This is a genomic window from Bartonella sp. AA16NXGY, from assembly GCF_042197325.1.
GTDB lineage: Bacteria > Pseudomonadota > Alphaproteobacteria > Rhizobiales > Rhizobiaceae > Bartonella.
This window is the reverse complement of the sequence record NZ_JBHIRR010000010.1, coordinates 15880-42630: the sequence shown is the minus strand read 5'-3', so window position 1 is coordinate 42630 and position 26751 is coordinate 15880. Positions and strand designations below refer to the sequence as shown.

General features: G+C 42.5%; 28 protein-coding genes, 1 tRNA gene, 1 other RNA gene and 3 pseudogenes. 11 read left to right on the top strand and 22 right to left on the bottom strand.

The annotated features are described in order from the left end of the window. The first annotated feature begins 72 nt into the window (after window positions 1–72). From ACFINK_RS06790 to ACFINK_RS06770, 5 genes are all read left to right on the top strand, one after another. Window positions 73–858: a tetratricopeptide repeat protein gene (locus ACFINK_RS06790; protein WP_375638480.1), complete on the top strand. Its 786-nt coding sequence runs from the start codon at window positions 73–75 to the stop codon at window positions 856–858. A 1094-nt stretch (window positions 859–1952) separates the two neighbouring features. Next, a non-coding RNA gene (gene ssrS / locus ACFINK_RS06785) (6S RNA) lies at window positions 1953–2113 on the top strand. A gap of 246 nt (window positions 2114–2359) precedes the next feature. Next, on the top strand, window positions 2360–2536 hold the full coding sequence (locus ACFINK_RS06780) for a hypothetical protein (RefSeq protein ID WP_375638479.1): 177 nt from the start codon (window positions 2360–2362) through the stop codon (window positions 2534–2536). Between the two features lie 106 nt (window positions 2537–2642). Then, window positions 2643–3248 (top strand): 5-formyltetrahydrofolate cyclo-ligase, encoded by a 606-nt coding sequence (locus tag ACFINK_RS06775; RefSeq protein ID WP_375638493.1) that lies wholly within the window; start codon window positions 2643–2645, stop codon window positions 3246–3248. 18 nt (window positions 3249–3266) lie between these two features. Next, window positions 3267–4088 carry a TIGR00282 family metallophosphoesterase gene (locus ACFINK_RS06770; protein WP_375607046.1) on the top strand — a complete coding sequence of 274 codons (822 nt, stop codon included), beginning with the start codon at window positions 3267–3269 and terminating at the stop codon, window positions 4086–4088. Window positions 4089–4448: 360 nt separating this feature from the next. Here the strand turns inward: ACFINK_RS06770 and ACFINK_RS06765 are convergent, their stop codons facing one another. From ACFINK_RS06765 to ACFINK_RS06735, 6 genes and pseudogenes are all read right to left on the bottom strand, one after another. Further along, the gene (locus ACFINK_RS06765; RefSeq protein ID WP_375638492.1) at window positions 4449–4817 is read right to left on the bottom strand and encodes a helix-turn-helix domain-containing protein; all 369 of its coding nucleotides are present in this window, start codon (window positions 4815–4817) and stop codon (window positions 4449–4451) included. Between the two features lie 244 nt (window positions 4818–5061). Then, window positions 5062–5418 (bottom strand): helix-turn-helix domain-containing protein, encoded by a 357-nt coding sequence (locus ACFINK_RS06760; RefSeq protein WP_375638478.1) that lies wholly within the window; start codon window positions 5416–5418, stop codon window positions 5062–5064. Window positions 5419–5883: 465 nt separating this feature from the next. Continuing rightward, window positions 5884–6223, bottom strand: a pseudogene (locus ACFINK_RS06755) (carboxyvinyltransferase); the annotation flags it as partial. A 353-nt stretch (window positions 6224–6576) separates the two neighbouring features. After that, window positions 6577–6904, bottom strand: a pseudogene (locus ACFINK_RS09480) (carboxyvinyltransferase); the annotation flags it as partial. Between the two features lie 91 nt (window positions 6905–6995). After that, the gene (gene murA / locus ACFINK_RS06740; RefSeq protein WP_375638476.1) at window positions 6996–8291 is read right to left on the bottom strand and encodes a UDP-N-acetylglucosamine 1-carboxyvinyltransferase; all 1296 of its coding nucleotides are present in this window, start codon (window positions 8289–8291) and stop codon (window positions 6996–6998) included. Window positions 8292–8467: 176 nt separating this feature from the next. After that, a complete protein-coding gene (locus ACFINK_RS06735; protein WP_375607050.1) occupies window positions 8468–8620 on the bottom strand; it encodes a hypothetical protein in 153 nt (50 codons plus the stop codon). Between the two features lie 176 nt (window positions 8621–8796). On the opposite strand from ACFINK_RS06735, the gene ACFINK_RS06730 reads away from it, so the two are divergent. Further along, window positions 8797–8871 (top strand) — tRNA-Thr (locus ACFINK_RS06730). 1155 nt (window positions 8872–10026) lie between these two features. On the opposite strand, the gene ACFINK_RS06725 is transcribed toward ACFINK_RS06730, so the two are convergent. After that, complete coding sequence (locus tag ACFINK_RS06725; RefSeq protein ID WP_375638475.1) at window positions 10027–10179, bottom strand: hypothetical protein; 153 nt, start codon at window positions 10177–10179, stop codon at window positions 10027–10029. Window positions 10180–10691: 512 nt separating this feature from the next. Between ACFINK_RS06725 and ACFINK_RS06720 the strand changes: the two genes are divergently transcribed. Beyond that, complete coding sequence (locus tag ACFINK_RS06720; protein ID WP_375638474.1) at window positions 10692–11204, top strand: hypothetical protein; 513 nt, start codon at window positions 10692–10694, stop codon at window positions 11202–11204. A 228-nt stretch (window positions 11205–11432) separates the two neighbouring features. Continuing rightward, window positions 11433–11672: pseudogene (locus ACFINK_RS06715) on the top strand (DnaJ domain-containing protein); the annotation flags it as partial. Between the two features lie 390 nt (window positions 11673–12062). On the opposite strand, the gene ACFINK_RS06710 reads toward ACFINK_RS06715, so the two are convergent. From ACFINK_RS06710 to ACFINK_RS06670, 9 genes are all read right to left on the bottom strand, one after another. Beyond that, the gene (locus ACFINK_RS06710; RefSeq protein WP_375638473.1) at window positions 12063–12215 is read right to left on the bottom strand and encodes a hypothetical protein; all 153 of its coding nucleotides are present in this window, start codon (window positions 12213–12215) and stop codon (window positions 12063–12065) included. A gap of 114 nt (window positions 12216–12329) precedes the next feature. Further along, the gene (locus ACFINK_RS06705; protein WP_375638472.1) at window positions 12330–12611 is read right to left on the bottom strand and encodes a hypothetical protein; all 282 of its coding nucleotides are present in this window, start codon (window positions 12609–12611) and stop codon (window positions 12330–12332) included. A 79-nt stretch (window positions 12612–12690) separates the two neighbouring features. Continuing rightward, window positions 12691–12918, bottom strand: a complete 228-nt coding sequence (locus ACFINK_RS06700) for a hypothetical protein (RefSeq protein ID WP_375627714.1) — start codon at window positions 12916–12918, stop codon at window positions 12691–12693. Between the two features lie 206 nt (window positions 12919–13124). Continuing rightward, window positions 13125–13889: a lambda exonuclease family protein gene (locus ACFINK_RS06695; RefSeq protein ID WP_375638471.1), complete on the bottom strand. Its 765-nt coding sequence runs from the start codon at window positions 13887–13889 to the stop codon at window positions 13125–13127. 64 nt (window positions 13890–13953) lie between these two features. Further along, window positions 13954–14124, bottom strand: coding sequence for a hypothetical protein (locus ACFINK_RS06690; protein ID WP_375638470.1), 171 nt, complete (start codon window positions 14122–14124; stop codon window positions 13954–13956). A 230-nt stretch (window positions 14125–14354) separates the two neighbouring features. Then, window positions 14355–14630: a hypothetical protein gene (locus ACFINK_RS06685; protein ID WP_375638469.1), complete on the bottom strand. Its 276-nt coding sequence runs from the start codon at window positions 14628–14630 to the stop codon at window positions 14355–14357. 591 nt (window positions 14631–15221) lie between these two features. Then, on the bottom strand, window positions 15222–15410 hold the full coding sequence (locus ACFINK_RS06680; RefSeq protein ID WP_273790850.1) for a hypothetical protein: 189 nt from the start codon (window positions 15408–15410) through the stop codon (window positions 15222–15224). A 2-nt stretch (window positions 15411–15412) separates the two neighbouring features. After that, window positions 15413–15802: a hypothetical protein gene (locus ACFINK_RS06675; RefSeq protein WP_375621497.1), complete on the bottom strand. Its 390-nt coding sequence runs from the start codon at window positions 15800–15802 to the stop codon at window positions 15413–15415. A 312-nt stretch (window positions 15803–16114) separates the two neighbouring features. Continuing rightward, entirely contained in the window at window positions 16115–16432 is a 318-nt protein-coding gene (locus tag ACFINK_RS06670; protein ID WP_273790852.1) for a helix-turn-helix domain-containing protein, read from the bottom strand. 416 nt (window positions 16433–16848) lie between these two features. Here ACFINK_RS06670 and ACFINK_RS06665 point away from each other — a divergent pair, with 416 nt between their 5' ends. Together ACFINK_RS06665 and ACFINK_RS06660 are read left to right on the top strand one after the other, a co-directional pair. Next, window positions 16849–17919, top strand: a complete 1071-nt coding sequence (locus tag ACFINK_RS06665) for a YdaU family protein (protein WP_375638468.1) — start codon at window positions 16849–16851, stop codon at window positions 17917–17919. Between the two features lie 592 nt (window positions 17920–18511). After that, entirely contained in the window at window positions 18512–20959 is a 2448-nt protein-coding gene (locus ACFINK_RS06660; RefSeq protein WP_375638491.1) for a toprim domain-containing protein, read from the top strand. On the opposite strand, the gene ACFINK_RS06655 is transcribed toward ACFINK_RS06660, so the two are convergent. Genes ACFINK_RS06655 through ACFINK_RS06635 form a run of 5 tightly spaced genes read right to left on the bottom strand, consistent with a single transcriptional unit; the run spans window position 20950 to window position 23516 of the window. Next, on the bottom strand, window positions 20950–21510 hold the full coding sequence (locus tag ACFINK_RS06655; RefSeq protein ID WP_375638467.1) for a hypothetical protein: 561 nt from the start codon (window positions 21508–21510) through the stop codon (window positions 20950–20952). The two genes, ACFINK_RS06660 and ACFINK_RS06655, sit on opposite strands and share 10 nt — an antisense overlap. Before the next feature lie 59 nt (window positions 21511–21569). Further along, window positions 21570–22253 carry a hypothetical protein gene (locus ACFINK_RS06650; protein ID WP_375638466.1) on the bottom strand — a complete coding sequence of 228 codons (684 nt, stop codon included), beginning with the start codon at window positions 22251–22253 and terminating at the stop codon, window positions 21570–21572. A 56-nt stretch (window positions 22254–22309) separates the two neighbouring features. Continuing rightward, entirely contained in the window at window positions 22310–22942 is a 633-nt protein-coding gene (locus ACFINK_RS06645) for a hypothetical protein (protein WP_375638465.1), read from the bottom strand. A 15-nt stretch (window positions 22943–22957) separates the two neighbouring features. After that, window positions 22958–23362, bottom strand: coding sequence for a hypothetical protein (locus ACFINK_RS06640; RefSeq protein ID WP_375638464.1), 405 nt, complete (start codon window positions 23360–23362; stop codon window positions 22958–22960). Then, window positions 23322–23516, bottom strand: a complete 195-nt coding sequence (locus tag ACFINK_RS06635) for a hypothetical protein (protein ID WP_375638463.1) — start codon at window positions 23514–23516, stop codon at window positions 23322–23324. Before ACFINK_RS06635 ends, ACFINK_RS06640 begins: the two co-directional genes overlap by 41 nt. A gap of 87 nt (window positions 23517–23603) precedes the next feature. On the opposite strand from ACFINK_RS06635, the gene ACFINK_RS06630 reads away from it, so the two are divergent. Then, a complete protein-coding gene (locus tag ACFINK_RS06630) occupies window positions 23604–24173 on the top strand; it encodes a hypothetical protein (protein ID WP_375638462.1) in 570 nt (189 codons plus the stop codon). 2156 nt (window positions 24174–26329) lie between these two features. Here the strand turns inward: ACFINK_RS06630 and ACFINK_RS06625 are convergent. Beyond that, the gene (locus ACFINK_RS06625) at window positions 26330–26551 is read right to left on the bottom strand and encodes a hypothetical protein (RefSeq protein WP_375638461.1); all 222 of its coding nucleotides are present in this window, start codon (window positions 26549–26551) and stop codon (window positions 26330–26332) included. Window positions 26552–26751: the final 200 nt, after the last annotated feature.

The following is a 26751-nucleotide window of genomic DNA, read 5'->3' as shown; positions in this document are numbered from 1 at the left end:
GTTATAAGTGCGTTGATTACAAGTCTAGTATTTGATAATATTTGGTGATTTATCTTTTGGGGGCTTGTTTTTATGGATTCTTCTATTTTTTTAAAAGCCTTTCGATTTTTTCAGCTGCGTTTTTTCTGTATTTTTCAGCGCGCATTTTTTCTTTTTTTTGTTGGCGTTTTTTGTTTTATTCCCTCGAGCTATGGGCAAAATCCTCCTTCTCTTCCTGAAGAGCGGCCTTCTCCACAATCGCTTTTACCGTTAGATGATCTTATTCCCAATTCTCCTCCCCCTTCCTCAACGCCCTCCGTTTCTGATTCCTCGGCGGTTATTCTTGAAGATCTTGACAAAGAGCAGCTTTCCCATGTTGACAGAGTTAAGCAACGCAAAGAAGCAGAAATTTCACGTTTACTCAAAGAATTGAAATATTGTGCTGATGTTGCTAAAGCGAAAAAGATCAGTCAACAACTTCAACATTTATGGTCCCAATCGGGGAGTGAGACGATTGATCTTTTAATGTCATGGGCCGAAAATGCACTCAACAGCGACGATTATGGACTTGCGCTTGATTATATTGACAATGCTCTTGCACTTTTACCTACTCATTCTGAAGCTTGGATAAGACGCGCTTGGATTCACATTCAACTGAACGATTTCAAACTTGCCCTGCTTGATCTCAACCATGCTCTTGAACTTGAGCCGCGCAATTATAGTGCTTTTTTTGAACTTGGCGTTGTCATGGAAGCAACGGAGCGTCCAAAACTTGCTCTTAAAGCTTATGAAACAGCATTGGATTACTATCCACAAATGCGCAGGATTCAAAAGCGCGTGCAAGCTCTGTTAGACGAACAATCACCCCAAGCTCTTTAAAACCATTCAAGAACAAGACGCTTTACGGCATCTTTTCAAACCTAGATAAGACGCAAGCCGGCTTCACATTCCACTCAATAAACTGCCCCTGCTTATAACCACCACACAATTCACAGTGCCTTTTTTTGAAACTTAGCCATTACCATGGAAGCAACAGAGCGTTCAAAACTTGGCTCTTAAGATTGATGAAACAGCTTTGGATTACACTCCACAAATGCGCAGGCTTCAAAAGCGCGTGCAAGCTCTGTTAGACGAACAATCACCCCAAGCTCTTTGAAACCATTCAAGAATAAGACGCTTTACGGCATCCTTTCAAACCTAGATAAGACGGCAAAAACCTGTTTCACATTCCACTCAATAAACTGCCCCTGCTTATAACCACCCCATCACCCCCCACACAATTCACAGTGCCTTTTTTGAATTTGGACTTTTTTTGTATTGCAGGCATCTTCCAAACACTGCCAATATGCCCCTTACAGAATTTCTTCTCATAGCAAGCATACGGGGGCTTCACGCCTAAGTCCTCTTCACGCCGTTTCTTCTTTTCACACCTTCCATCATGGATAAAAAAAAATTGTAAACACGATCCTCAAAAAATACTTTTTGAAAAAAGCTTACAACATCGCTTAGCGCCTCTGATAAACTGTCATCGTCTGTTTTTTATTTTTGAGCTTCAACCATAGCACAGCACATACCGTATCGGCTCTCCTCCACCCCTCAAAGTTGATAAAACAGCCCTGAAATATGGCTTCACAAAGCAAAAACTTCAAAGGTGCAACACCAATTCAACCAACATCCTTGAATAAGAAATATTCCTTTCAAAACTCCTCCAAGCATTACCACGAAACATAAAAATCAAGCACTGTCCCAAAAGAGCCAATCAAGCCATTGCCAATAAACCGTTCTACGTCACTCAAACACCCACCCCCACTCATATTTTTGCTTTTTTACTTTGAATAAGCCATCCATCATACAGCCATTTCGAGCAACCACCGACAATATCATCAATCTCTCCTGAAATACTTTATGAAAAAGAAGAGAGCGAGGTTATTTTATCTCTAGCAGAAACTCTGAAATTGTTTTATATTAAGGAGGGTGTTCTGCGCTTCTCGACAGGAAATAACGTATTCCTGAGACCTTAATGATCTCCAAGGGAGCTGTCCCTGATCAAGCCCGTGGGCTTTTTCATATGGCGCCCACCTATTTGTATAGGTTCCCGGGATCAGCTTTTTCCATCGGCTGTTGTGGATCACCCTTTATTTGTATAACTTTTTTGCATAAAAATTTTTCCAGCTAAAATTGAGAGCGTCCTTTTACATAAGACCAATGACGATACTCTCTTTTCAAGAAATAAAAATGACGAGGGGCTTTATTTTATAAAACAGACAGCACTGACAAAATAATCCCCTCTGTGAATCTGCTTCACCCCTTCGCACGCAAGCAGCGCAAAAGCGGTTTATCGCACCAAGATACCCCCTATAAAGAGCACACACTTTTTTTCATGAGCACAGCTCTTGTCCTAACAGAGATTTACAAAACGCCAACAATGGATAAAATATCAGCATCTTATAAAACAATTGACGAGACAATGACACAAAATCCCCTCTGTGAATCTGCTTCATCCCTTCGCACGCAAGCAGCGCAAAAGCGGTTTATCGCACCAAGATACCCCCTATAAAGAGCACACACTTTTTTTCATGAGCACAGCTCTTGTCCTAACAGAGATTTACAAAACGCCAACAATGGATAAAATATCAGCATCTTATAAAACAATTGACGAGACAATGACACAAAATCCCCTCTGTGAATCTGCTTCATCTCTTCGCACACAGCAACGCAAAAGCGGTTTATCGCGTCGTGATGCTCTTTTAACAGAAGAGCGCGCACTCTTTTCGCAGCGTGCTTGTTGCCACTTTATTGAATACCTTGAAAAGAAGGGAACCGATTTTTCACGCCTCATTTTAGCAGGCTATTGGCCCATTAAATCGGAAATTGACCCGCGTCCTTTACTGGATGCTGTAGCGTTACGCGGTGGGCATTTAGCCTTACCAGCAGTTCTTGATTCCACCACCATGATTTTCCGTGCATTTTCGCCCAGCACGATTTTAGAGCCCATGCGTTTTGGCACCTTTGGTCCGGGTGCAGACAATGACGTTGTTGCCCCCAATAATATTATTGTTCCGCTTTCTGCATTTGATCGTCAATGTCACCGTCTTGGCTATGGAGGAGGATACTATGACCGTGCTGTTGCAGCTCTTGAAAAACAAGGGCATCAAATGATATTATGGGGCATAGGATTTTCATGTCAGGAGGTTTCCTCTATTCCCGCAGCAGAACACGATCTACAGGTACAAGGAATTTTTACAGAAAAAGGTTTCTTAAAATGTTAAAATGTGATTAAAGCGCCTATGCGTTTTTTATTTTTAGGTGACATTGTTGGTAGCACAGGCTGTAAAGCTGTTTTTGAATACCTTCCTCAACTGATTGAGAAATGGCAGCTTGATTTTGTTGTGGTAAATGGTGAAAATGCCTCTGGTGGTTTTGGTCTCACACAAGAAACGTATCAAGATCTTTTGATAACCGGTGTTGATGTTGTCACCACAGGTAATCATGCTTTTTCTCACAAAGAAGCATTGCAGTATGCCCATGAGAGTGATCGTTTTTTACGCCCTGCCAATTTTTCGAAAGAAACTCCTGGAAAAGGTTCTGGTGTTTTTACGGCAAAAAATGGCGCCCGTGTTCTTGTCGCCAATCTGTTGGGCAACGTTTTTATGCCGTGTAAAGTAGAAGATCCATTTGAAACAGCGGAAAATATTCTGCTTGCCTGTTCGTTGATGGAGCAAGCCGATACGATTATTTTTGACTTTCACGCAGAAACGACAAGCGAGAAGCAATGTTTTGGCCATTTTCTTGATGGTCGTGTGAGTGTTATCGTTGGCACCCATACGCATATTCCCACGGCTGACGCGCAGATCTTAGAAGGTGGGAGCGCCTATTTAACAGATGCAGGCATGTGTGGAGATTATAACTCCTCTCTTGGAATGGATAAAGAAGAACCCTTACACCGTTTTCTTTATAAGACGAAGCAAGATCGTTTTGAACCGGCGTGTGGTCCCGCCACCCTTTGTGGTTTAGCGGTTGAGATTTCAGATCGCACCGGTTTAGCAGAAAAGGTCTCAGCGGTACGGATTGGTCCTCATTTAAAGCCTGAAGTTCCGGATTTTTGGTAGCTTCTTTTAAGCCACCCCTTTGATAGTTTCTTTCCAAGATTTTCTTTTGAGAACTCTATTTGGCAAGACGACTTTTCCAGCCCTTCCCAAATCCCTACTAAAAACACCCCGCCCTCCAATTTACCTAATACAGCAACTTTTCTAGCACAAATAAGTCACTCTTTTAAAAAAAATAAAGGATAAAAGATAAAATTTTTCGTGATTTTTAAAACGATGAGAAGGAGGTTTTATTTGGACATTTCTGCGGGGGGGGGGGGAGGAGAAATGTTAACCCCCTTCTCTAGAAAAAGCTTTATATAATAATTTATTATTTAGCAAGAGCCTCTTTAATCTTTTTTTGATTCTAACGAAAATTTAATCTTAAAATTGCTTTTTAGGTTTGAGCTCTCTAAAACTTTTCAAAAGGATGTGCTCTTCTTTACTTGCGATCCCTTCATCACAGCAATACAAGGCATTTTCTTTTGTCGAGAGATCCGTATAGAAAAAAGAAATGGGAACATTAAGAATATCGGCAATTTCTTGTAAACGCCCAGCTCCTATACGATTAGAGCCTTTTTCATATTTTTGGATTTGTTGAAAAGTCACACCTAACTGGCTACCTAATTTCTTTTGCGGCATTCCCAGCATTGTTCTTTTAAAGCGAATTTTTCTGCCTATCGAAATGTCGTTAAAGTGTGGATTTTTAGCTTTCACTTCAAGCTCCCCTGCCGGTTGCGAGCGCCCTCGCATTGGTATTCCGGGAGTCAAAAACACTGAATCCGAGTCAGCTTTTTTGCTTTTAGTGCTCATCGCACCTGGACATAGCAAAAACTCCCAGAATCTCGCGATACTTATAAAGCAGGCCAATGTTTCATCTTGGATTTTCAGGCTTTGGGTTTCACCATTCAACCACACTGTACGACGAGAACCCTGGTGCTTGTTCATAAAATAATTTCTGGAGACCAGCAATAAAATTTAAAACAGTGTTTTTATCTCATGAGACAATCAAACACAAAATTGCTTTCTGTTTTTGAGGTTTGAGCTCTCTAAAACTTTTCAAAAGGATGTGCTCTTCTTTACTTGCGATCCCTTCATCACAGCAATACAAGGCATTTTCTTTTGTCGAGAGATCCGTATAGAAAAAAGAAATGGGAACATTAAGAATATCGGCAATTTCTTGTAAACGCCCAGCTCCTATACGATTAGAGCCTTTTTCATATTTTTGGATTTGTTGAAAAGTCACACCTAACTGGCTACCTAATTTCTTTTGCGGCATTCCCAGCATTGTTCTTTTAAAGCGAATTTTTCTGCCTATCGAAATGTCGTTAAAGTGTGGATTTTTAGCTTTCACTTCAAGCTCCCCTGCCGGTTGCGAGCGCCCTCGCATTGGTATTCCGGGAGTCTGAAAGTACTGAGTTCAGTCAGCTTTTTTTGCTTTTAGTGCTCATCGCACCTGGACATGGCAAAAACTCCCGGAATCCCGGGATACCTACAAAAGTAGGCTAATCTTATGTACTGAACTTTAGGGCTTTCAGACCCTACTGATCGCTGCGTAGACGACCAAAGTTACCCTTTAAGGTATAAAGCAATTTCAGGAAATTAGCAATAAAATTTAAAAACAGTCTTTATTTTATGAGCTCCACCCCCGCCTCTCAAACTTTTATGCCCGCTCGTAAAAACTCCAAAACCATGAAATAAAACCCACGTTTATTGAGAGGACTAATAACCCTTTATTTTTGAGATCAAGCCTCCCAAAAGCACACCTAACAACATATCACCCCCTCCCAAAGCCATTTTTGAGAGACATCTTACAGATTTACACTGTGATACGTTGGATTTTTGCGCCACAACGAGCCGATTTTTCTTCTAATCTCTCAAATCCACGATCAAGATGATAAACACGATTGACGATTGTTTCTCCCTTTGCTACCAATGTAACAAGAGTAAGAGGGCTGCAATCACAAGAGAAACAACAAGCACGCAAATCCGTCGCCATGATGAGGCCCCCCTTGCAAATTCTCTGTTCCATGAGATGCGTTGCTCTCTCGCCCATCAAGCTTTATTTGCGCCCTCAAGCGATTGAGTTCTTGAACATGCATAAAACGATCTTCGAAAACCGTCTCTGTAATATGCGCGATTCCTTCAGCCCGTGTCATGCACCCCGCGTCATGAGCGCCATGAACGAAACTTAGACAATAATCACGAGCCTCCTCAAGAGTGAGAGAAGCAAAACTTTACACGAAAGAAAAACCATTCCGAAAAGAAAACAGCAGCCACAAAAGCCATACCCTTGAAAGATGGAGATTTGAAAGAACTATTGAGAAAATCATCAAGAATGTACGGCTCCAAAATTCCACAAGCAAGAGAGTAAACCATTAAAAATGCACCAGCCAAGCCCAGCGCCCCAAGCCCAGCCCCTCCCAACAAGCAAACATTGTGTTAAAACGCCCCCAAGCAATCGCCCCCCCCTCAACCACAGCGCAAAGCATTCAGCATATCTTTGAAAGCTTTACACTGTGATGCGTTGGATTTTTGCACCACAACGAGCCAATTTTTCTTCTAATCTCTCAAATGCACGATCAAGATGATAAACACGATTGACGATTGTTTCTCCCTTTGCTACCAATGTAACAAGAGTAAGAGGGCTGCAATCACAAGAGAAACAACAAGCACGCAAATCCGTCGCCATGATGAGGCCCCCCTTGCAAATTCTCTGTTCCATGAGATGCGTTGCTCTCTCGCCCATCAAGCTTTATTTGCGCCCTCAAGCGATTGAGTTCTTGAACATGCATAAAACGATTTTCGAAAACCGTCTCTGTAATATGCGCGCTTCCCTCAACCCCGTGTCATGAAAGCATGCCGCCCACACAACAGCCACCCCCCAAGCAACCTCTCAAAGCCATTCTTTGGAGCATATCTTTGAAAGCTTTACACTGTGATACGTTGGATTTTTGCGCCACAACGAGCCAATTTTTCTTCTAATCTCTCAAATCCACGATCAAGATGATAAACACGATTGACGATTGTTTCTCCCTTTGCTGCCAATGCTGCAATCACAAGAGAAACAGAAGCACGCAAATCCGTCGCCATGACAGGAGCCCCTTGCAAATTCTCTGTTCCATAGACAGTTGCCGTCTGCCCATCAAGCTTTATCTTTGCCCCTAAGCGATTGAGTTCTTGAACATGCATAAAACGATTTTCGAAAACCGTCTCTGTAATATGCGCGATTCCTTCAGCCCGTGTCATGAGCGCCATGAATTGCGCTTGGAGATCAGTTGGAAAAGCAGGATAAGGTCCTGTTTTAATATCAACGGGCATAATTTTGGTGTTCTTTGGATTTCGCTTAATATGAATTCCTTGAGGTTCTATTTGAATCTCGAGTCCTGTTTTTTGGAGCACCTTAAGCACCTTTGTGAGATGATTAGGATTTGCATTTTTAAGAAAGACATCTCCTCCCGTCATAGCAACAGCCATTGCATATGTTCCCGCTTCGATTCGATCAGCAATAACGCGTACTCTAGCACCGTTGAGTTTTTTAACCCCTTCAATTGTAAGCGTTGTTGTTCCTTCACCGGTTATTTGAGCCCCCATAGCATTCAGGGTTCGAATAAGGTTTGTCACTTCTGGCTCACAAGCTGCATTCTCAAGAGTGGTTGTTCCCTTTGCCATTGTCGCCGCCATCAGCAGCACATGGGTTCCACCAACAGTGACTTTAGGGAAACGATAGTGAGCACCTTTTAACCCCTTTAGCGCTTTTGCATGAACATATCCATTTTCGATAGTAATCTGTGCGCCTAAAGTTTTAAGTCCCTCAAGGATAAAATCGACAGGCCTTGTTCCAATAGCGCATCCTCCAGGAAGCGAAACATAAGCCTCTGCGCATCGTGCAAGCAGTGGTCCGATAACCCAAAAGCTTGCACGCATTTTTTTCACCAGTTCATATGGTGCCCGTGTTGTGGCTATTTTTTGCGCCGTAAAATGAATTGTTCTTGAATTCACACATTCATCGTTAAACTCTTGTCCATCAACGGCATATCCAACACCATGATTATTGAGAATACGAATAAGCAATTCAACATCGGCCAGATGCGGAATATTTTCTAAAGTGAGCGTTTCTTCTGTCAGCAGCGCCGCAATCATAAGAGGCAATGCAGCATTTTTTGCCCCAGAAATAGGAATTGTTCCTTGAAGTTTTTTTCCCCCAACAATTTGAATAGAATCCATCGTGTTTTCCCTCTTTTCCTTTGTGCCTGCCCTTCCAAAGGATTATCCCCCTTCGGGAAGTTATGCTTTATTAATCGTTTTAGAACGCATTCTAACTATGAGAACAAATTATTGAGAAGTTTGGTTGCAAAAATTTACTAAAAAACATTTTTTTGCATTTTAGAGCTTTTTGCATTTTAGAGCTCTGGTTGTGCTCTTTTTCGGCTTTGCTCTTTTCGACGTTTCAGGTTTTGACGCAATTGTTGTGCCAATCTTTCTTGACGTCGTTTTGCTTTTTCATCTTGATGATTAATTTCATTTTGTTTTTGTTTTTGATGCATTTGTGTCATTGCGCAACCTTTTAAACAGTGTTGAGCTTCTATCCAAGCAACTCATAACCTTAAATATTTAAGCATATAAGAAACATATGTCATGACATAAGATACGTTTTCTTGCAAGAATATACAAATGTTCTCTTGCCTATTTTCTGACAATATGGCACAAGACAGCGCAAAGATTGAAAAGGGCTGCGGTAGCTCAGTGGTAGAGCACTCCCTTGGTAAGGGAGAGGTCGAGAGTTCAATCCTCTCTCGCAGCACCATTTTATTCTTCTTTTGCCTCTCTCTTCTTGCCCTTATAAGTCTTCCCTATAAGCCTAAATCTTTTCCCCAACCTTCATCGGCTTCATCAAATCCTCCATCCTTTAAACCATGCGCTTCAATAGCCTCAAAATCAGTAGCCTCAAAATCAGTAGCCTCAAAATCAGTAGCTTCAAAATCAAGAGCCTCAATGCCACGCTTAATCTCTAAAATGCCTTACGAACGGCTTTTGAAATTGACCGCCCCCAAAGAATATCCCCCCACCCCTTTCCTTGCCTCCCCTTTCCTTGCCTCCCCCTTTCCTTGCCTCCCCCTTTCCTTGCCTCCCCTCTCTTTCATTTCTGTAAGATTGTCCCCCTTTACTCCTTCTCTTTACCAAGCCTCACTGTTGCAACAGCTCTTAGCACTTGAGACGGTATAGGCATTTTTATTTTTTCAATATTTTATTTCTTGAATATTTTTCCCCACAAGCTCACCCTGTTTGTAATATGCAAACAAACGATTTTACTTGATTCAATATAAGAGCGTCTGAATAAGAAGGGTTGAAATAAGAACATCTCACACTATTTCGGGCTCTCATTGAAATTCAAATTAAATCTCAATAATGAATTATTATAAACTCATTGTTTGAATACATCCCATTGATACCTTTATCCGCCCCAAAACGAATAATCTTATCTTTCCAGCCTCTCTATCCACCTCAAGCAACACAAGTATTCCCTGTAAAAATTAGAATAAGCTTCATCGATCCTATTCGTCATTTACAACAAATCTAACAGAGCCATTTCCAGAACCTCCTCTCAACGCCTTTCCCATTCTCCCCACCCCTTACCAAAAGAAAAAAAACAAACAGTGATACCCCTCCACAGTGAAGCTTTCAAGAAGCCACCCCACGCTCCCATATGGCAAAAATCCCATATGGCAAACATCCCATATACCAGAAAATTGATAGCCCGCGGTTTCAAAGAAGATCCCTCATTACCAATTTTATACACTATGATTTTCCACGTGTTCTAAGCCATCCCTCTTTCAACACGCATCTTTTTTATACGAATACTTTGATTGATACAGATAGCGTTATTCCTCTTGCATAAGAGCCCGAAGAGCAAAAAATTCTCTCCCCCTCTATTCTATTGAAATCAATCACTCCTCTTCGCTTACAGTTCACAAACAGAAAGATCCGTATGGCGAGAAACTTTCCAAGAAAAGCATATCTCTTCGTAAGAAGCCTCCCAGTAAACGAGATTATGAATCGTCTCAAGAGCTACAGCCCATGCCGCAATTTTGGCAACGGCCCCCAATAGTACCAACTTACTTTTTCATAAAGTAAGATAGGGTGCGCAATGTTTATAACCTCTGGGGTTTATAATTTACGGGGCTTGACCGTTATACCCCTCACGATATTATTCACAAGCGCCAGTATGAAATTTATGAACGCCGGCATAAAATGGCTGTGAAATGAGCTTAGAGCGAGATATCTTTATTAAAACAAGTGCGTGAATGTACAACAACAAGTATATTTCATTTGGAGTATTTTGGATATTGCCTACTCTCCCCACCCTAGGACAACCATTTTGTCTACAGATCCCCTTATATATTCTGCATATTTTCTGCTGTCATATCTCCTCCAATAAGCTAAAACCCCACATATGCGGGGTTTTAGCCAGTACCACACCTTTATTTAGACACATTATGATCATTATAACCATTTTTATTAAATACGTTTTTACGTATATTTTCAACACAAAAATAACACATATTGATTTATTCAACAGAAATGACTTATAAAAGCTCATCAGAAACAAACGACAATAAATACCTTATGTTTAAACACTTTATTTTCTTCGCTATCGTAATAAGCGCTGTTTTATTTACGCATCATACAACGAGTGGATGTACAACAGATGGTCTTTTTGTTGGAAGTACTTCTCCGATCAATTGTATTTCAAAAGAATATATAAGACAGAAAATAAAAAAGAAGATATTGGAAAAAGAACGCGAAAGAGAATGGTTAGAGCTTGAACAATTTTCTGTTAGCGCTTGTCCAGGTGGAAAATTTCCTGTTTATTATGGCTTTTCTATTATCGATTGTGTTTCAGAGGAAGAACTAAAACAAAATCGTCTTAATCAAAATCATTTTAATAATGAAATTAATATAATGAACTTATTCCTGCAATGGTTTATCGTAGCATTCGTAATAACAACGATAATGTCTGTTCCCATAAGTTTACTTTGGCGTTTTAGATTTAAGGTTCCTGCCTGTTTATTTACAATAATGACAACCTTGGCTATTATTGCCGTCCCTTTTACATTTGATTTATCGTCTCTCTTTTAATCTATTTTTGTAAAAAATATTTCTAAAATATTAAAAACACCCTGCATTTTTAAGCGTTTTGAACTGTATCTCCTCTCATTTAGAGACAATAGCCCCAAGTACAGCCATGCCACTCAATACAATGTTCACCATATTTCTAACATAAAAATAACACATGTCGATACATTCAAAAGAGATCAATTAAACGATCTTATAAAATAAGAGCAATACACAAAGTAGCTGTATTTAATGATAGTAAATGAAGACGATTATTATGGAATTCTTGGTGTAAGCTACGAATGCAACGCTAAACAGATAAAATCTGCTTTTCGTAAATTAGCTCTGCAATACCACCCTGATCATAATTCTAGTACCGAAGCAGAACAAAAATTCAGAAAAATTTGTGAAGCCTATGAAGTTCTTAAAGATCCTCAAAAGAGAGCTGCTTACAATCAGTTCTATCATAAAACTTTTAAAGATAATGACAAGGCTTCTGAAATTAGTAGAAAGCAAGAGAACAGACGACAAGATAATACCGAGCATGTAATTGGTAGTATCATGAATGTAATTTTCATTATTTGTGGAATAATACCTATATTTCGTTTTTTACGTGGAATATACCACTAGGAATAATAAGTATAGGGTTATTAATTTTCATCAGTATAAAAGGATATTTGGTAAATATTGGTGCATTTATCTTCGGGATCATACTAATATCATTTATCAAAGTTATATGGAGAAGTATCTATTGATCAGTGCTTTTGAAGAGCTTTAAGATCAGTCCCGCAGTGAATTCACAAGGTGTGGTAATTTTTGATTTTCTATAACAAGGTAGTGTAGAAAAACATAAAGATTATAATGTCTCTATCCGTTCTTTTCTTATTCTCCCCTTTCCTCCACCCCTCTATTTTTTCCACAACCTGCCCCCCAATCTTTTCCCCAACAAGCCCACTTGACTCCACACAGACTTTTTCTCATGCCCCTACATCCTTTTCCCATATCGGCTAAAAAAAATCCCCCAAGCCCCCGCAAAGCTCTCTCCCCCCAAGAACGAAAGCATAACGTACACCATTGTCACAGCAATGAAAAAGCAATTGGCCCATCATTGCCACTCCCCCACAGTACTCACCACAAAAGCACCCAAAATCACACCACCATATCTCTAAACAACTTGGCCTTACTCCCCATTCTCGTTTTCCCTTCCAGCATACCGCGCCGCCTTGCATGCGCTCCAAGCACCCTTTCTTCCCACATTTTCCCACCATGCCTTTCACATTCATGACCAAGCTCTTTGCGCTCCCTGCACTCTTTGCGCTCTTTGCTTGCACCCTCCTCCAACACAAAAACCAGCTCTTTTCCTCCTTGAACGTGCCTTTTTATAGGTTGGAACCTGTCTGCACTGCTGCTTCCCTTCCCCCTAAACCTCATTTTTGTTCTCTAGCATGCTTTCGTGTCACTCCAAGTCACAGGATAACGACCTGCCCCCTTCATCCCCACTATTTCCTCCTCATCCCGCTCCAACATTTCTCTTCCCAAAGCCGCGTATCTCCCCCTTTTCCATATCGGCTAAGAAAATCCCCCAAGCCCCCGCAAAGCTCTCTCCCCCCAAGAACGAAAGCATAACGTACACCATTGTCACCACAATGAAAAAGCAACTCAGCCCTTTCATTGCGGCTCCCCCCCCAACACTCACCACAAAAGCACCCAAAATCACAGCCTCCATACCTCTGAACACTTAGCCTTACTCCCCATTCTCGTTTTCCCCTCCAGCATACCGCGCCGCCTTGCATGCGCTCCAAGCACCCTTTCTTTCCCCATTTTCCCACCATGCTTTCACATTCATGACCAAGCTCTTTGTGCTCCCTGCACTCTTTGCGCCCCCTTATTTAGCACCCTCTTCCAACATATGCTTTGCTCTTTTCCCCCTCTGCTCTTTCCTTTTTATAGAACTTTGCCTCTCCTCAACGCTACACAAGATCCCTTCCCACCCCGCCTCATTCTTGTTTTGCCCTCCAGCATACGTCTTGCATGCGCTCCAAACTCCCCGCTTTCTCCCTCCTTCAAAGCAATTTCTGTTCTTATATGAAAACCTGTCTCAACCGATTTAATTTGCTGTACCATCTTCTCCAAAGCCTCATTAAAACGGCTAATTTCATTTTCAAGCTTGCAAATATATGCTTCATCACGATAAGCCCGTTTAATCAAAGGAGGCATATCCGGCCAATAGAGCATTAAATCCACCCATTCGCGTTGAGAAATCCATAATCCCCCTTGACATTGTGCTTTATGTTCTGCTGGAAAGCTCTTTTGCATGAAATGAGGGATCAAAATTTCAGGTTTTTTTGTTTTAATTTCTAATAAGCCATTTTTTCCCACAAAAGCATCGGGGGAAAATCCTTGTCTGCGGTCATCTGCCAAAACAAAGCCAATACATTCAGGTTCTGTATGTGTAAATTTCCCATAAAGCTGTCGCGCGCTTGGTTCTAATTCAGTCCCACGTCGCATAGAAAGTGTTGCCCCTTCATCAACAGTTTTTCCGGTAATTCTTTCTCCCGCCAATTTCATCATCACACTCTGATAGCGTGACGTTTTTTGCCCTTGTTTTGTTCGTGCCATAACCATCTCAAACAACGAAGCCGTAATCAAACCATTACGCGCTTGCTGCCATTCTTCTGTTCCTTGAATACAATCGATAATGATTGGCATAGTATTTCTCCCCTTCTTTAAGGTGCTTTTTTGCAACATATTCTCTTTGAAACATTCATATCTTTTAAGATGCATTCCCCACTAAGAATGACAGCATCCTTAAATATTGTGCTGCTGAAATCACAAAAGCTGTTGGAAACGCCCCCCTCAACATCCCCCTCCCCACAAGTTTCTCATCCCCTCCTTTTCCATATCGGTTAAGCCCCCAAGCGGCGCCCTCCCTAGACGAAAGCATAACGCGTGATATTTTCTCCCCGATAAAAAAACCTCTCGCCCATCATTGCCCCCTAAGGCTCAATACAAAAACGGTCAGAACCGCGCTCCCATAGCGCCTTCCTCTTCTTCCCTCTCAAACACCTTCCCTCATTTCCCAACATGCTTTCACATTCATATCCAAGCTCTTTGCACTCCCTGCGCTCAAAGCCCTCTACTTTCCCCCCTCCTCCAACACTCTACTCCTTCCCCCTACACGGAACTTTTTTTAAAGATTGACATCTCCTCAACGCTTGTACGGCTGCCCCTTTTCCACACCTCATATCTCCCCTCCAGCATATGCCTTACATACGCTTCAAGCTCTCCTCTCCCCCCACTCGTTCTCCCTCTTAACCAGCCAACCACCAACATTTTCCCCAACAAGCTTCCCCCCAACATCCCTCCTCCCCACAAGTTTCTCATCCCCTCCTTTTCCATATCAGCTAAGCCCCCCAAGTCGTCTCCCCCAAGAACGAAAGCATAACGCACACCATTGTCACCACAATGAAAAAGCACTTGGGCCCATCATTGCGGCGCTCTCCCCCAGCACTCAACACAAAAGCACCCCAAAGCCCCCCACGTGTCCCAATACGTCTAAACAAGCTTTAACGACCTCTCCCGTCAAACACCTCCTTCCATTTTCCAGCATGCTTTACGTATCATTCCAAGCTCCCTACTTGCGTGCCGCAAAAACACAAAAACCGGCTCTTTTCCCCCTTGAACTTGCCTTTTTATAGGTTGGAACCTGTCTGTACTGCTGCTTCTCTTCCCCCTAAGCCTTCATTTTTGTTCTCCAGCATGCTTTCATATCACTCCAACCCCACTGGATAACCCGCTGCTGCTTCATTGCCTTACCCCCCCCAATGAACCAGCCGGCAACTGCCCCCTACACACAAGCGTCCGCAATTCCCCATATATAGGGCTCTTTTCTTCATGCCCTCCTTTCCATATCGGCTAAGAAAATCCCCGCAAAGCTCTCCCCCAAGCGGCTCCCCTAAGAACGAAAGCATAATGTGCACCATTGTCACCGCAATGAAAAAGCACTTGGGCCCATCATTGCGGCTTCTTTTTTCAACCCTGCTACTGCACGACGGAAAAATCATGGCGGCAATATTCTTCCTCCAATTTTTTTGCCATAGACTGAGCCACCTCTTGCGATATAAAAAGTATAGCGTTGTGTTTTTGTGGTTCGAGTCTGATTAAATTCCGCATATTTCCAGCATAATAAAGTGGAATCCCTTGATACGAAGTCTTGAGATAACTTGGCATGTTTACCACCAATAATCTGTCAAGACATCACATGGGCGTAAACGATGCTGTTTTTCATAAGAGCCATAGAGATTATCTTCATAATCGCAAGCCGCTCTTTCATTTAAACAAGCATGATAAGCTTCACTATTCAAAATGAAGGGCTGCAATTGTGTATTTTCTTCATTTATTTCATGATTTTCGACATAAAAATCAGCGATTTGTTCGGTAACATCTTCAGCATGAGAAGTTGTCAGATCGAGTCGTAAAACTCTATAAACAGTTTCACATTCTTCAATCAGTTCGAGCACTTCTTCGATTTCGTCGATTGGTCCTTCATAAGTACAAGGATTTTCCTCTTCGCATAAAACGACAATGATTTCATCCTCTTTAACGAATGAAATATTTTTCATGATTTCCCCCTTTAGATAGTTGATAAAGCATAGCCTTGTCTTGACAAGACTAAATATAGCGTTAGTCTTATATCCTCTATAGGAGAGATGTCAACCATTTTATCCTTCATAAAAGATATATTTTAAATATCTACGGGGTTCAAATGACATATGTAAAGAAAAATCTATTATTCTTTGTTCCTCTCATGCCCCTTTGTTGTTCTCTATTTGTTCTTACAAAATTGCAATTATAAACACACAGGAGAGATAAAATGAGTGACATAATATTAATAAAACACTGGAGTCGCCTTGACTCAAAAGCACAGAAGGAAGTTATTTTGAAGCTTCGTCAATTGGTCGCCGCAAAAGAGTCAAAATCGCCTGTCTCTCTTGCGGAGAGAGTTTCGAAATAAGCTCTATAAATTCTTTATCTTCAGGGCTAGCCCCTTTCCCGTAAAGAATATAATTCATACTGATATTAATTTCGTGACAAATTCGCGAGAGAGATTCGATTGTTGGTTCTTTTCCTTCAGAAAGAATAGAATGAAGGTACCCCGCGCCTTTACCGGCAGCGAGGGAGATAGATCTTTTTGACCGCCCACTTTTTTCCAAAGCGATTCTTAATCTTTGACGCCAACCATCGATATTCATAATTTCACCATATAGCGCGTCTTTTTAAAAAAACACGTCCTTTTTATAAAACGGGCTTGCATTATCCTCTAAAAAGGATAAAATTAAGGAAACAAATTTTACTTTTTCGGGGGAAATTTTTTTTATTTTTAGATCATAAAAACACTTTAACCACCCTACCGGATATAAAAGACCACCTCCAAAGCTTCTGCCCAAAAGCAAGTACGTTGAGAATGTGTGGTATTCTTTATTTTTTCCATCACCGCAATCTTAAATCGTAAGTTTGCATGCTCTTCAAGCACAGCCAATCATTTATAAGCATCGTAAAGAAGCCTCTAGTCATCATCGAACAGAGCCAAAAGCAACACAAGTTAAATCCTTATTTGAGCTTTTATCATCAATAAAAATGTATAAAAAAGAAGAAAGTAGATTGCAGTATGAAACACGCTAATCAACAAGAAACTCCTCATTATGAATCGTCTAGGCTTCCATATGTTTGTTGGTATCAAAATGACTTTCTAGGAGGTGTACGTGGGATGCGCGCACACGAAATTGGAATCTATACGATTCTTCTCAATGAAATGTATGCCCGTGGCCGACCTTTAGAAATATCGAAAGAACGTTTAGCGCGTCTTTGTGGTTGTGACAAGCGAACTTTTGTTAATGTTTTAGAGATGCTCATCCAAGAGGGTAAGATTTTAAATTTAGCCAATGGATTATGGAACAAGCGTTGCGAAAATGTTTTTCAAGAGCGTGAAAAATTGCTTGAACAAAAATCCTTTGCGGGTCGTTCTTCGGCAAAAAAACGCAAGAAAATCAATGCAGAGATGCAACAACTGCTTAACGAAAGTCCAAAAGATGTTGCACAAAACTCAAAAGCTCAAAAGGCAGAAGAAAAGGAAACACCTTACGGTGTTTTAGAAAAGAAAATTTTGTTTGATGAGACAGAACCTTGTTTTTCCTGCGAAGAGAACTTTGAACAAAGCGATCATCCATCACCCTTATCGGCTCTTGATTCACTTCTCCCTTCTCCTGCGCAAGCAGAAGCAGAGCAAAAAAACGCCTCCCCTTTAACTGCTCCCCAAGACGAGTTCACTCCCGCCCCTATCGCGCAAATTGTCACGGGGGAAAAAACAAAATCCGCCACCACTCTTCCCCCCAGCAATCTTCCTGCCTCCATCCCGCTTTGCACCAACAAAAAAACCACAACCTCAGTTGCCAAAGGGCATCGTCTTCCTGAGCATTGGCAAGCAGACATCAAGGCGGCAGTTTCAGAAGGTTTGAGTGAAAGCCAAGCCCATTGGCAAGAAAAGAAGTTTCGCGACTATTGGCAAGCCAAAGGCGGCAAAGAAGCTCTCAAAGTAGACTGGCAAGCCACATGGCGCAACTGGTTTCGCCGTGAGATCGAACGGCAAGAACAGCAAAAACAGGGAGGCTCCTCATCTTTTACCTCTGAGAACAATGACACGCTTTACCGCAGTTTGATCAACTATAACGACAATTTTTGACATCACACAAACAACGTATTTTTCAAGCAAGCGCGGGGACAAAAATGCTTCAAAACCACAACAGCATCGGACAAAACAACACAGAACAAAACAAAAGGCGGCAAAACAACATTTGGATAGGCGATTCACACCGTAAAACGAGTCAACATCGACCATTTTTCTCTCATCACAAAAGCGTTTTCCCCACGCAAAAGACCCCCACAGGCACCCCAACATACACACCCCAACATGCACCCCAATACACCAGGACTCCAGCATGCACCACCCCCTCAGGCATATCCACCCCGCCCTTCTTTCACCCCCTTCCTCCTTTCCACCTTCCTCCTTTTCCCAAGGCGCCACTTCCCATGCTCCTGGCAAACAAACATTAACACAGCCATTTCAGAAGGCTTGAGTGAGAGCCAAGCCCATTGGCAAGCCAAGAAGTTTCGCGACCATTGGCAAGAAAAGAGCGGCAAAGAAGCTCTCAAGTAAACTGGCAAGCCCCATAGCACCACGAGACTTTACGATCAGATCAAACGGTGAGAACAGCAAAAACAGAATCCTCACTTCTCACATCTTGAGAAAAACGACAATAATATCACGAATGACCATGAGCACAATTTTTGAAATCAAACAAAAACTTATCTCACAAGCCGATAGAATAGCAGAAATGCTTCTTCCCCAAGGGCACAAACGAGGCAACAATTGGATTGTAGGCAACACACGTGGTGAAGCTGGTCAAAGTTTATCGATTTGCTTGAGTGGTAGTAAAGCAGGACTTTGGTATGATTTTGCAGAAAGCACAGGAGGAGATCTTTTAGACCTTTGGTGTGAAGTCAAAGGCATTAGCCTTTCTCAAGCCTTAGAAGAAGCACGCGCGACTCTCAATCTGACACGCCCCAAACCCTTTATGGCGCCCCATCGTTCCTATCGCCGTCCACCGGTTCCTACAGGGCAGAGCCCGCAGAATCTTGTAAAAACCTATCTCCACGAAGAACGCCGCATTCCTCTAGAAATTATACAGCGTTACCGCATAGGAGAAGATGGCGAAAAAATCATTTTTCCCTTTTATAAACCCGATGGCACCCTTGCTTTAGTTAAAGAACGGCTTGCGCAAGCGGGAGCAAAAACAAAACCTACAGCAGCACACTGTGAACCGATTTTGTTTGGCTGGCAAGCCCTTTGCTCCACAACTCCAGCCGCCACAAACGCACCTCAGCACGCACTCTCATCAACCCCAGCCGCCCCACAGGCGCCTCAGCACGCACCCTCAACCAACCCAACCGCTCCACATGCGCCTCAGCACACACCCTCAACCAACCCAACCGCCACGCAGGCGCCTCAACACGTACTCTCAACCAACCCAACCGCCACGCAGGCGCCTCAACACGCACTCTCAACCAACCCAGCCGCCCCACAGGCGCCTCAACACGCCCCCTCATCAACCCCAGCCGCCCCACAGGCGCCTCAACACGCCCCCTCATCAACCCCAGCCGCCACGCAGGCGCCTCAACACGCACTCTCAACCAACCCAGCCGCCACGCAGGCGCCTCAACACGCACCCTCAACCAACCCAGCCGCCCCACAGGCGCCTCAACACGCACCCTCAACAAACCCCGCCGCCCCACACGCGCCTCAACACGCACCCTCAACAAACCCCGCCGCCCCACACGCGCCTCAACACGCACTCTCAACCAACCCAGCCGCCACGCAGGCGCCTCAACACGCACCCTCAACCAACCCAGCCGCCACGCCGGCACCTCAACACGCACCCTCATCAACCCCAGCCGCCACGCAGGCGCCTCAGCAGGCCCCCTTAATGGAGCGCGCGCCGTTTCCCATTTTTTCTTCAACAAACCGTACCATTGTCATCACTGAAGGAGAAATTGATGCGCTATCCTTAGCCGCCTATGGATATCCGGCGGTTTCTGTTCCCTTTGGAGGAGGCAGTGGAGGAAAACACAACTGGATTGAAAATGAATTTGATCATTTAGAATCTTTTGAAACGATTTTTTTAGCCACCGATATGGATCCGCCCGGAGAAGAAGCAGCCCGTGAGATTGCCAGCAGGCTTGGACGCCACCGTTGCTACCGTGTCCGTTTACCCCGTAAAGATGCCAATGACTGTTTAACCGCAGGGATTGATAAAGCCACCATAAAAGCCGCCTTTTCCTCAGCACAAAGCTTTGCACCAGAAGGTTTACGGCGCGCCTCAGACTATAAAGATCAAGTGATTGGGCTTTTTTGGCCAGAGCCTGAAAAACATCTTGGTTATACGGTTCCCTATCCTAAACTGAAGGACAAATTGCATTTCCGCCCAGCAGAATTAACGCTCTGGAGCGGTGCGAGTGGTGCAGGTAAAAGCCAATTATTATCAGACTGTATTCCCCATTGGATTGCACAAAAGAGTCGCCTTTGCTTAGCGTCTCTAGAAATGAAAGGAGAACAATCGCTCCGCCGTTTAACCAAACAAACGGGCGGCTTAGAACAGCCTACAAAAGAAACGATTGAACGGATTCTTCATTTTTTAGACGATGGGCTTATTCTTTATGAGCATGTTGGCAAATCAAGCGTTGACACCTTGCTTGATGTCTTTGACTATTGTCGTGCGCGCTATGGCTGCGATCAATTTATCATCGACAGTTTGATGCGGCTTGGCATTGCCTCTGATGATTATGCAAGACAAGAACAAGCCGTTTATAAAATGGTTGATTGGGCTGTTTTAAACAATGTACATATTCACCTTGTAGCCCATGCCCGAAAAGGCGGTCTGGATAAAGATATCCCCAGCACAGAAGACATTAAAGGCGCCTCAGAAATTGGTGCCAATGCCTTTAACATTATCACCATTTGGCGCAATCGGTCGTTGGAAGATAAAATCTTTGCCGCCTCTCTAGCACAAGAAAAAGCAGATTTAGCCAAACGCCCTGGCGTTATTATGAATATTGCCAAACAACGTTCTGGTGATTTTGAAGGCAAAATAGGGCTTTGGTTTGATCCCCAAACCTACCGCTATCGCTGTTCTTTTGAACAATCATTCCCTCGACGTTATCTGTAATACCCCATAAACCCCACTCTCTTTAAAAACGTCTCCGCCTTCACACACGCACGCCTTGCTCCCACAGAAACAACAGGAAGGATCAATCCACAAATGATGAAAAACACCCAATCCTTCGCAAACCAAAGCCAACTCAACCCTAGATTCTCTGCTCCCAGACGGAAACAAAAAAAGATCGCTCCAACAACGGCGCAAAACACCCCCCCCTTCAATAACCACAAACAACGCGTCACCACCCCATCTCGCCGCCCCCTCATATGCAAAATCAAGAACCACTCCAACAGTGCAGCAAACACGATCCCCATCAAGGACAGGAGTCCCCATGGTATGTCCATACTCTCCATCCCCAAAAGAGCTAAAAAAAGGACGACTCCTAAAACGCCGTAAAACAGCACTTCCTTCAAAAAGAGGGAAACACCAAAAATACAATAAAACGCCGCCCGCCACCACGGAATATCGAAGCGCTTGGAAACCTTATAAGTACCAATAACGACAACAATAAAAAGGTAGGAAAACACCAACAACAGCAAAAAAAACAAATCGTTCGACATCACATACCCCTCACAGCAAGCCCATTAAAGATCACACCCATGAAAAAGAAAAACACACCCTACTTTAAGAACCAAGCCCCTAAAACACGCGCACGCCTTATACCCTGATAAATCAAAGGAGAAAAAAATCCAACAATAAAGGGCAACACCCTCTCATTCGAGAACCAAAGCCAGCTCAACCCTAGATTCTCTGCTCCCAGACGGGTAAAACAAAGAATTGGTGCCAAAATGCAGAAAAACAGCACAAAATTCAAAGCACGCAACGACCTCTGTAGCACCGTATCACTTTGCTCGCGTATAAAGAACCCCAAGAGCACTTTCAACAATACAGACAAGAGCAAAACCTTTAAGAATACCGCCCTTATGCTATCCATATCTCTGACACCCACAGCAGCAAACCACAGGATAAAGCCCATCATGCAACAAAACATAACTGCTTTTAAGAACACTTGCCAAGCAACAGGCATACTCTTGACGCCCAGATGCACCAAACCAAGGACAGTTGCAAAAATGCAAGAAAATACCGCCCCCTTCAAGAGCAGCTCCCCGTCAACAGCGCGCCTGCCCACGCCCACATAAATAAAACCAAGGTAGGTGGCAAGGGCGCCATAAAGCACCACCCATCTCCAAAACATCCACCCTGTAACAGAGCGACGCTTTGCTCCCTTATAAATAAAAATCAAGGCAAGAGCAAAAAAGCAGAAAAACCCCAACCACTGCCAAAACATCACATCGTTCGACATCAAATACCCCTCACAGAAAGAACATCAAAGATCACGCCCATGGGAAAGAAAAATGCTCATTTTTTTAAGCCCCCCAACAGTACACGCACACACCGTACCCCCTCCAAAACAAACAAAGGAACGAATCCAATAGTGCCCAGAAACACCCCATTGTTCGAGATCACAAACCAGCGAACCCCCATATGCTTTACTCCCACATGCGCCAACCCAACAACAGCTCCAACAACGCCACCCAACACCAGAAACTTCAATAAAAATACCCCACGCGATATCCATTTACCCCGCACCCTCATAAGCAAAACCAAGGACAGCGCCAGCAATGCAACAAACACCGCTCCTATTACTAAAAATTCCCATGATATATCAAAACGCTTCGCTCCCTTATAAGCAAAGCCAAGAACCACTACAGCAATGGTGCAAAACACCACAGCCTTGAAAAACACGCCCCACGATACAGTTCTACTGTTTGCTCCCACAACAATAAAACAAAAGGTCGCTCCAGCAATGCAAGAAATCACCACCCCCTGCCAAAACACCTCCCACGTAATAGCCGGTCGCCCCGCATCTTCATAAGCAAAGCCAAGGACCATGCCAACAACGCAGCAAAACGCCAGCCCCTTTAAAAACATGTCCCGCGCAACCACCATACGCCCCGCTCCTTCATAAGCAAAAATCAGAGACCATGCCAAAAATGCAGCAAAAGATCAATCCTTTTCAAAGAATGAAATCCTAAACCCAAGACGCCTTACCCCTCTATAAATAAGAGCAAGGACAAAGCCCAAAAGGACATAAAACACCCACTTGTTTGAGAACCACACCTGAGCCAAACCCAAATGCTCAGCTTGCTTATAAATAAAATCAGAGACAGCAGCCAAAATGAAGCTCAACAACACCATCTTGAGGAACAAACCCTTCGTTACACCACGCCGCTGCATTACTTCATAACCCAACATAAGGAAAATACCGGGAATGCCATAAAACGCCACAGCTCGTAAAAATACGCCCCACGTCATCCCAAGAGCCTTCATTTCCACATAAACAGCCACAGAGACATAGGCTACAATACAGCTAAACACCAATCCCTTCAAAGACAAAAGCCCGCGCGCCATCACTCACCTCCCTCATCAAGTCATTCAAGGAAAATCCACCATGCGACAAAACACCCCTCTTTTCAAGAACCAAATCCATGGGGCTCCCACACACAAGCGCAACAGTCCAAGTCACCCCCAAGAGCGCATACCCACACGGCACACTCCAACACATGTCTTCCTCTCATCCCCCTCTTTTGCCTAGATCAAGCAACATTTTTTTAAAAACGAGAAGCAAAATTAAAATTTTTAAGGAGATGCTATGACCCATAAGCAGAAAAAAAATACGCAAACCTGCCCGCTTGATCATCAAAATCAAGAAAAGCACATTGGTCATTTAAAGACGCAAGAAATCCCTGTAGAAACGCGTAATCCTTATTTTAAACCCAATCATCGAGAAAGTTCCAGCAACCCGCGCACTATCAATGCCATTGCCAATGCACAAAGCCATCCCATTGCCCTTTTATATGCGAAAGGACATCTCAGCAAAGCCCAATATAAAGCGGCAGAACGTTTTTATTTTTACTGGCGTCAAAGCCAGGCCGATCTCCACATGAGCCTTGACTACACCCGTGAAAAGGTTTCCTGTAGCCAAGGGTACACACACCCTATTGAACGTCAAATAGAAGCATCCAATCATTTAAGAACAATCAAAGTTCAACTGGGTATTCTTGGCTATTCACTGCTTGAACGCGTTATCGGCCATGGACAAGCGATAAAAGAATTAAGTTCTTCAAAACGCAAACAAAACTCCCTTGCCGATCATTTACGAGATTGTTTAGACTTGCTCGCATTTCATTGGGGATATGCAAACCATAAACATTTTGAATAATCCCCCTCCTCGCCATTTTAAGCGGCCTCCCATGTTGCCCCCGCCCCCTCTAAAGAAACCTCCCCCACACGGGCTCAAGCATCCAGCAGCTTCTCGCCTCCATTTTCATTACCTTGCCCCCACCCAAAAGGACAATACTTCACCCCCCTCACACATACTTAAGATACACCCCACACTCTTAAAAACAAAAAGCCTTCCCCCATATCAGTCCTATAATCATGAGGGGCTCTTAATTCGTTTTTGATTGAAGAATATTCTCAAGATGCTTGCATGTATCATAATATTTTTAAATATAGTTTAATTAATATCGAGTCTTAAAACAAATATTCAATTGAAAAAAGTATTAAGTTTTAATGCAAAATGACAAAATTTTTTGTAAAAAGTATTTTTTATATTGCTATTTTTTCAATTCTCTGCTAACCATAATATGGTAGGTTCTTTAAGTATGATTTTTTTGTATTTAGTACGGCCTTTTAAATTTATTCTTTTTTGACACGTCCTGCGAGTCAATGTTAAAATTCTCCTGCTTTTTGGTCCTCTGATTGCGACGGAGGACTTTTTTTTATGACTGTACTTTTTATAACTGTATTGTCTTAAATCACTTCCTTATGAGCTTTGTGATAATTCCTCCATAAGGTTTACCCGCAAAATAGATCATTCTTTTGTCAAATTGACTTGCGTTCCATTCTTAAAGAACAAAGATTCTTAACTCAATCTGATTTACAAACAGCTTGGATACACTTCCCTCTTGGTTTGCCATTCCCTCTTGGCTTCTATTCAGGTTTTTCCGCTAAACTCAAGGCGCAACAGAAACTTGCTCTGTCTCAAAAATTCACCACGCCCTTAAAAAAACACTTAAAACATATCCAAGGAAGCTTGCTTCATATCACCAAACCTCAAATGACCGTGTTTTACGGCATAACAGAATGACTTAACTATTGGATAACTTTCTTTATCGCCCCCCAACAGGTTGATGTATCACGACAACATATTGATTTATAATCATCATATCCCGTTATCCATATAAAATTAAGAGACGCAGATATCATAGGGATTCTCTCATTTTAAATTTATTTCATGTTGCATCAATCAACACCTTGTCTTTTCCACATTACAAACATGAGAGACATATGAAATAACGCACTTCAAAGATTTCAAAGATAAAGAATCAAAATGCCTCTTATGAACACGCTCAAGAGCCAAAGGCTGTCATCATATGAGGCGCGAATAGTATGATAATGTGCTGGCTTTTCCTTATGAGAATTTAAAGAAAGGCTTATCCACTTCACAAGAGATTTCTCCATTATCAGATTTACCAATATCCCCAATCACCAATATAATTGTGATAATAAGATCACATAATGTTTTTAAACAAGTAGGTAAATGTGCAACACAAATATATTCTATTTAGAATATTCTGTTTTATGTGAGTCGCGTAAACTCCCATTAAAAAACAAAATCCCCCATTAAAAACAAAATCCCTATGAGAAAAAATCTAAAGCGTGAAGATAAAAACATGAGACAAGTGTGATTCCATTCAGATATTGCTCTTTAACCGTCAAACCGAATAAAAAATAGATTCGGAAAGTATGTTAATCTTCCTAACTTAAGAGATAAACTGAGAATATAGACAACATCTCTCCTAACATTCCCCTTTTTCTAGCATCGCTTAAGAATCAAAAGTTATACAACTTATTTTGTCATATTATAAAGCACTGTTTTTTAAGGCGGTATTGAAGCAGTTAAAACAATTGAAGTGTTTAGCCAACGCCATCGCCATTAGCAAAGCTAAAAAAACAAACTGTTGAAAAGCCGTGCATATCTTGTGTAAACACAAAAAAAACAAGAAAAAGGCACAAAAATATCTCAATTTTTATAAAAATACATCAGCGTCTTTTACGATTGTATTGACGAACAACCCTTATCACATAATCATCTTAAATATTGAGAATAAAGAATGAATAGCCCTCGCAAATACAGCAACCTATCAATAAAAATATAAAAACAAATCTTTTTGTTATCTCTGTTTCTTATGGAATATGCCTTTCCCTATGAATGTACTTTGGCCTCCAAAGAGTACATTCAATCCATGGAAAGGATGCACTCCGCGCCTTAAAAAGAGTGCATCCTTCCCCTCAACGGAAACTGCCAAACCCTCATAAAGGCAGTATCCAATCTATAAGAGGATGCACTCCAGCCTTCAAAAAGAGTGCATCCTTCCCCTCAACGGAAACTGCCAAACCCTCATAAGGCAGTATCCAATCCATAAGAGGATGCACTCTAGCCCTCAAAAAGAGTGCATCCTTCCCCTCAACGGAAACTGCCAAACCCTCATAAGGCAGTATCCAATCCATAAGAGGATGCACTCTAGCCCTCAAAAGAGTGCATCCTTCCCCTCAACGGAGACCGCCTCAACCCTCATGAGGCAGTATCCAATCTATAAGAGGATGCACTCCGCGCCTTAAAAAGAGTGCATCCTTCCCCTCAACGGAGACCGCCTCAACCCTCATAAGGCAGTATCCAATCCATAAGAGGATGCACTCTAGCCCTCAAAAAGAGTGCATCCTTCCCCTCAACG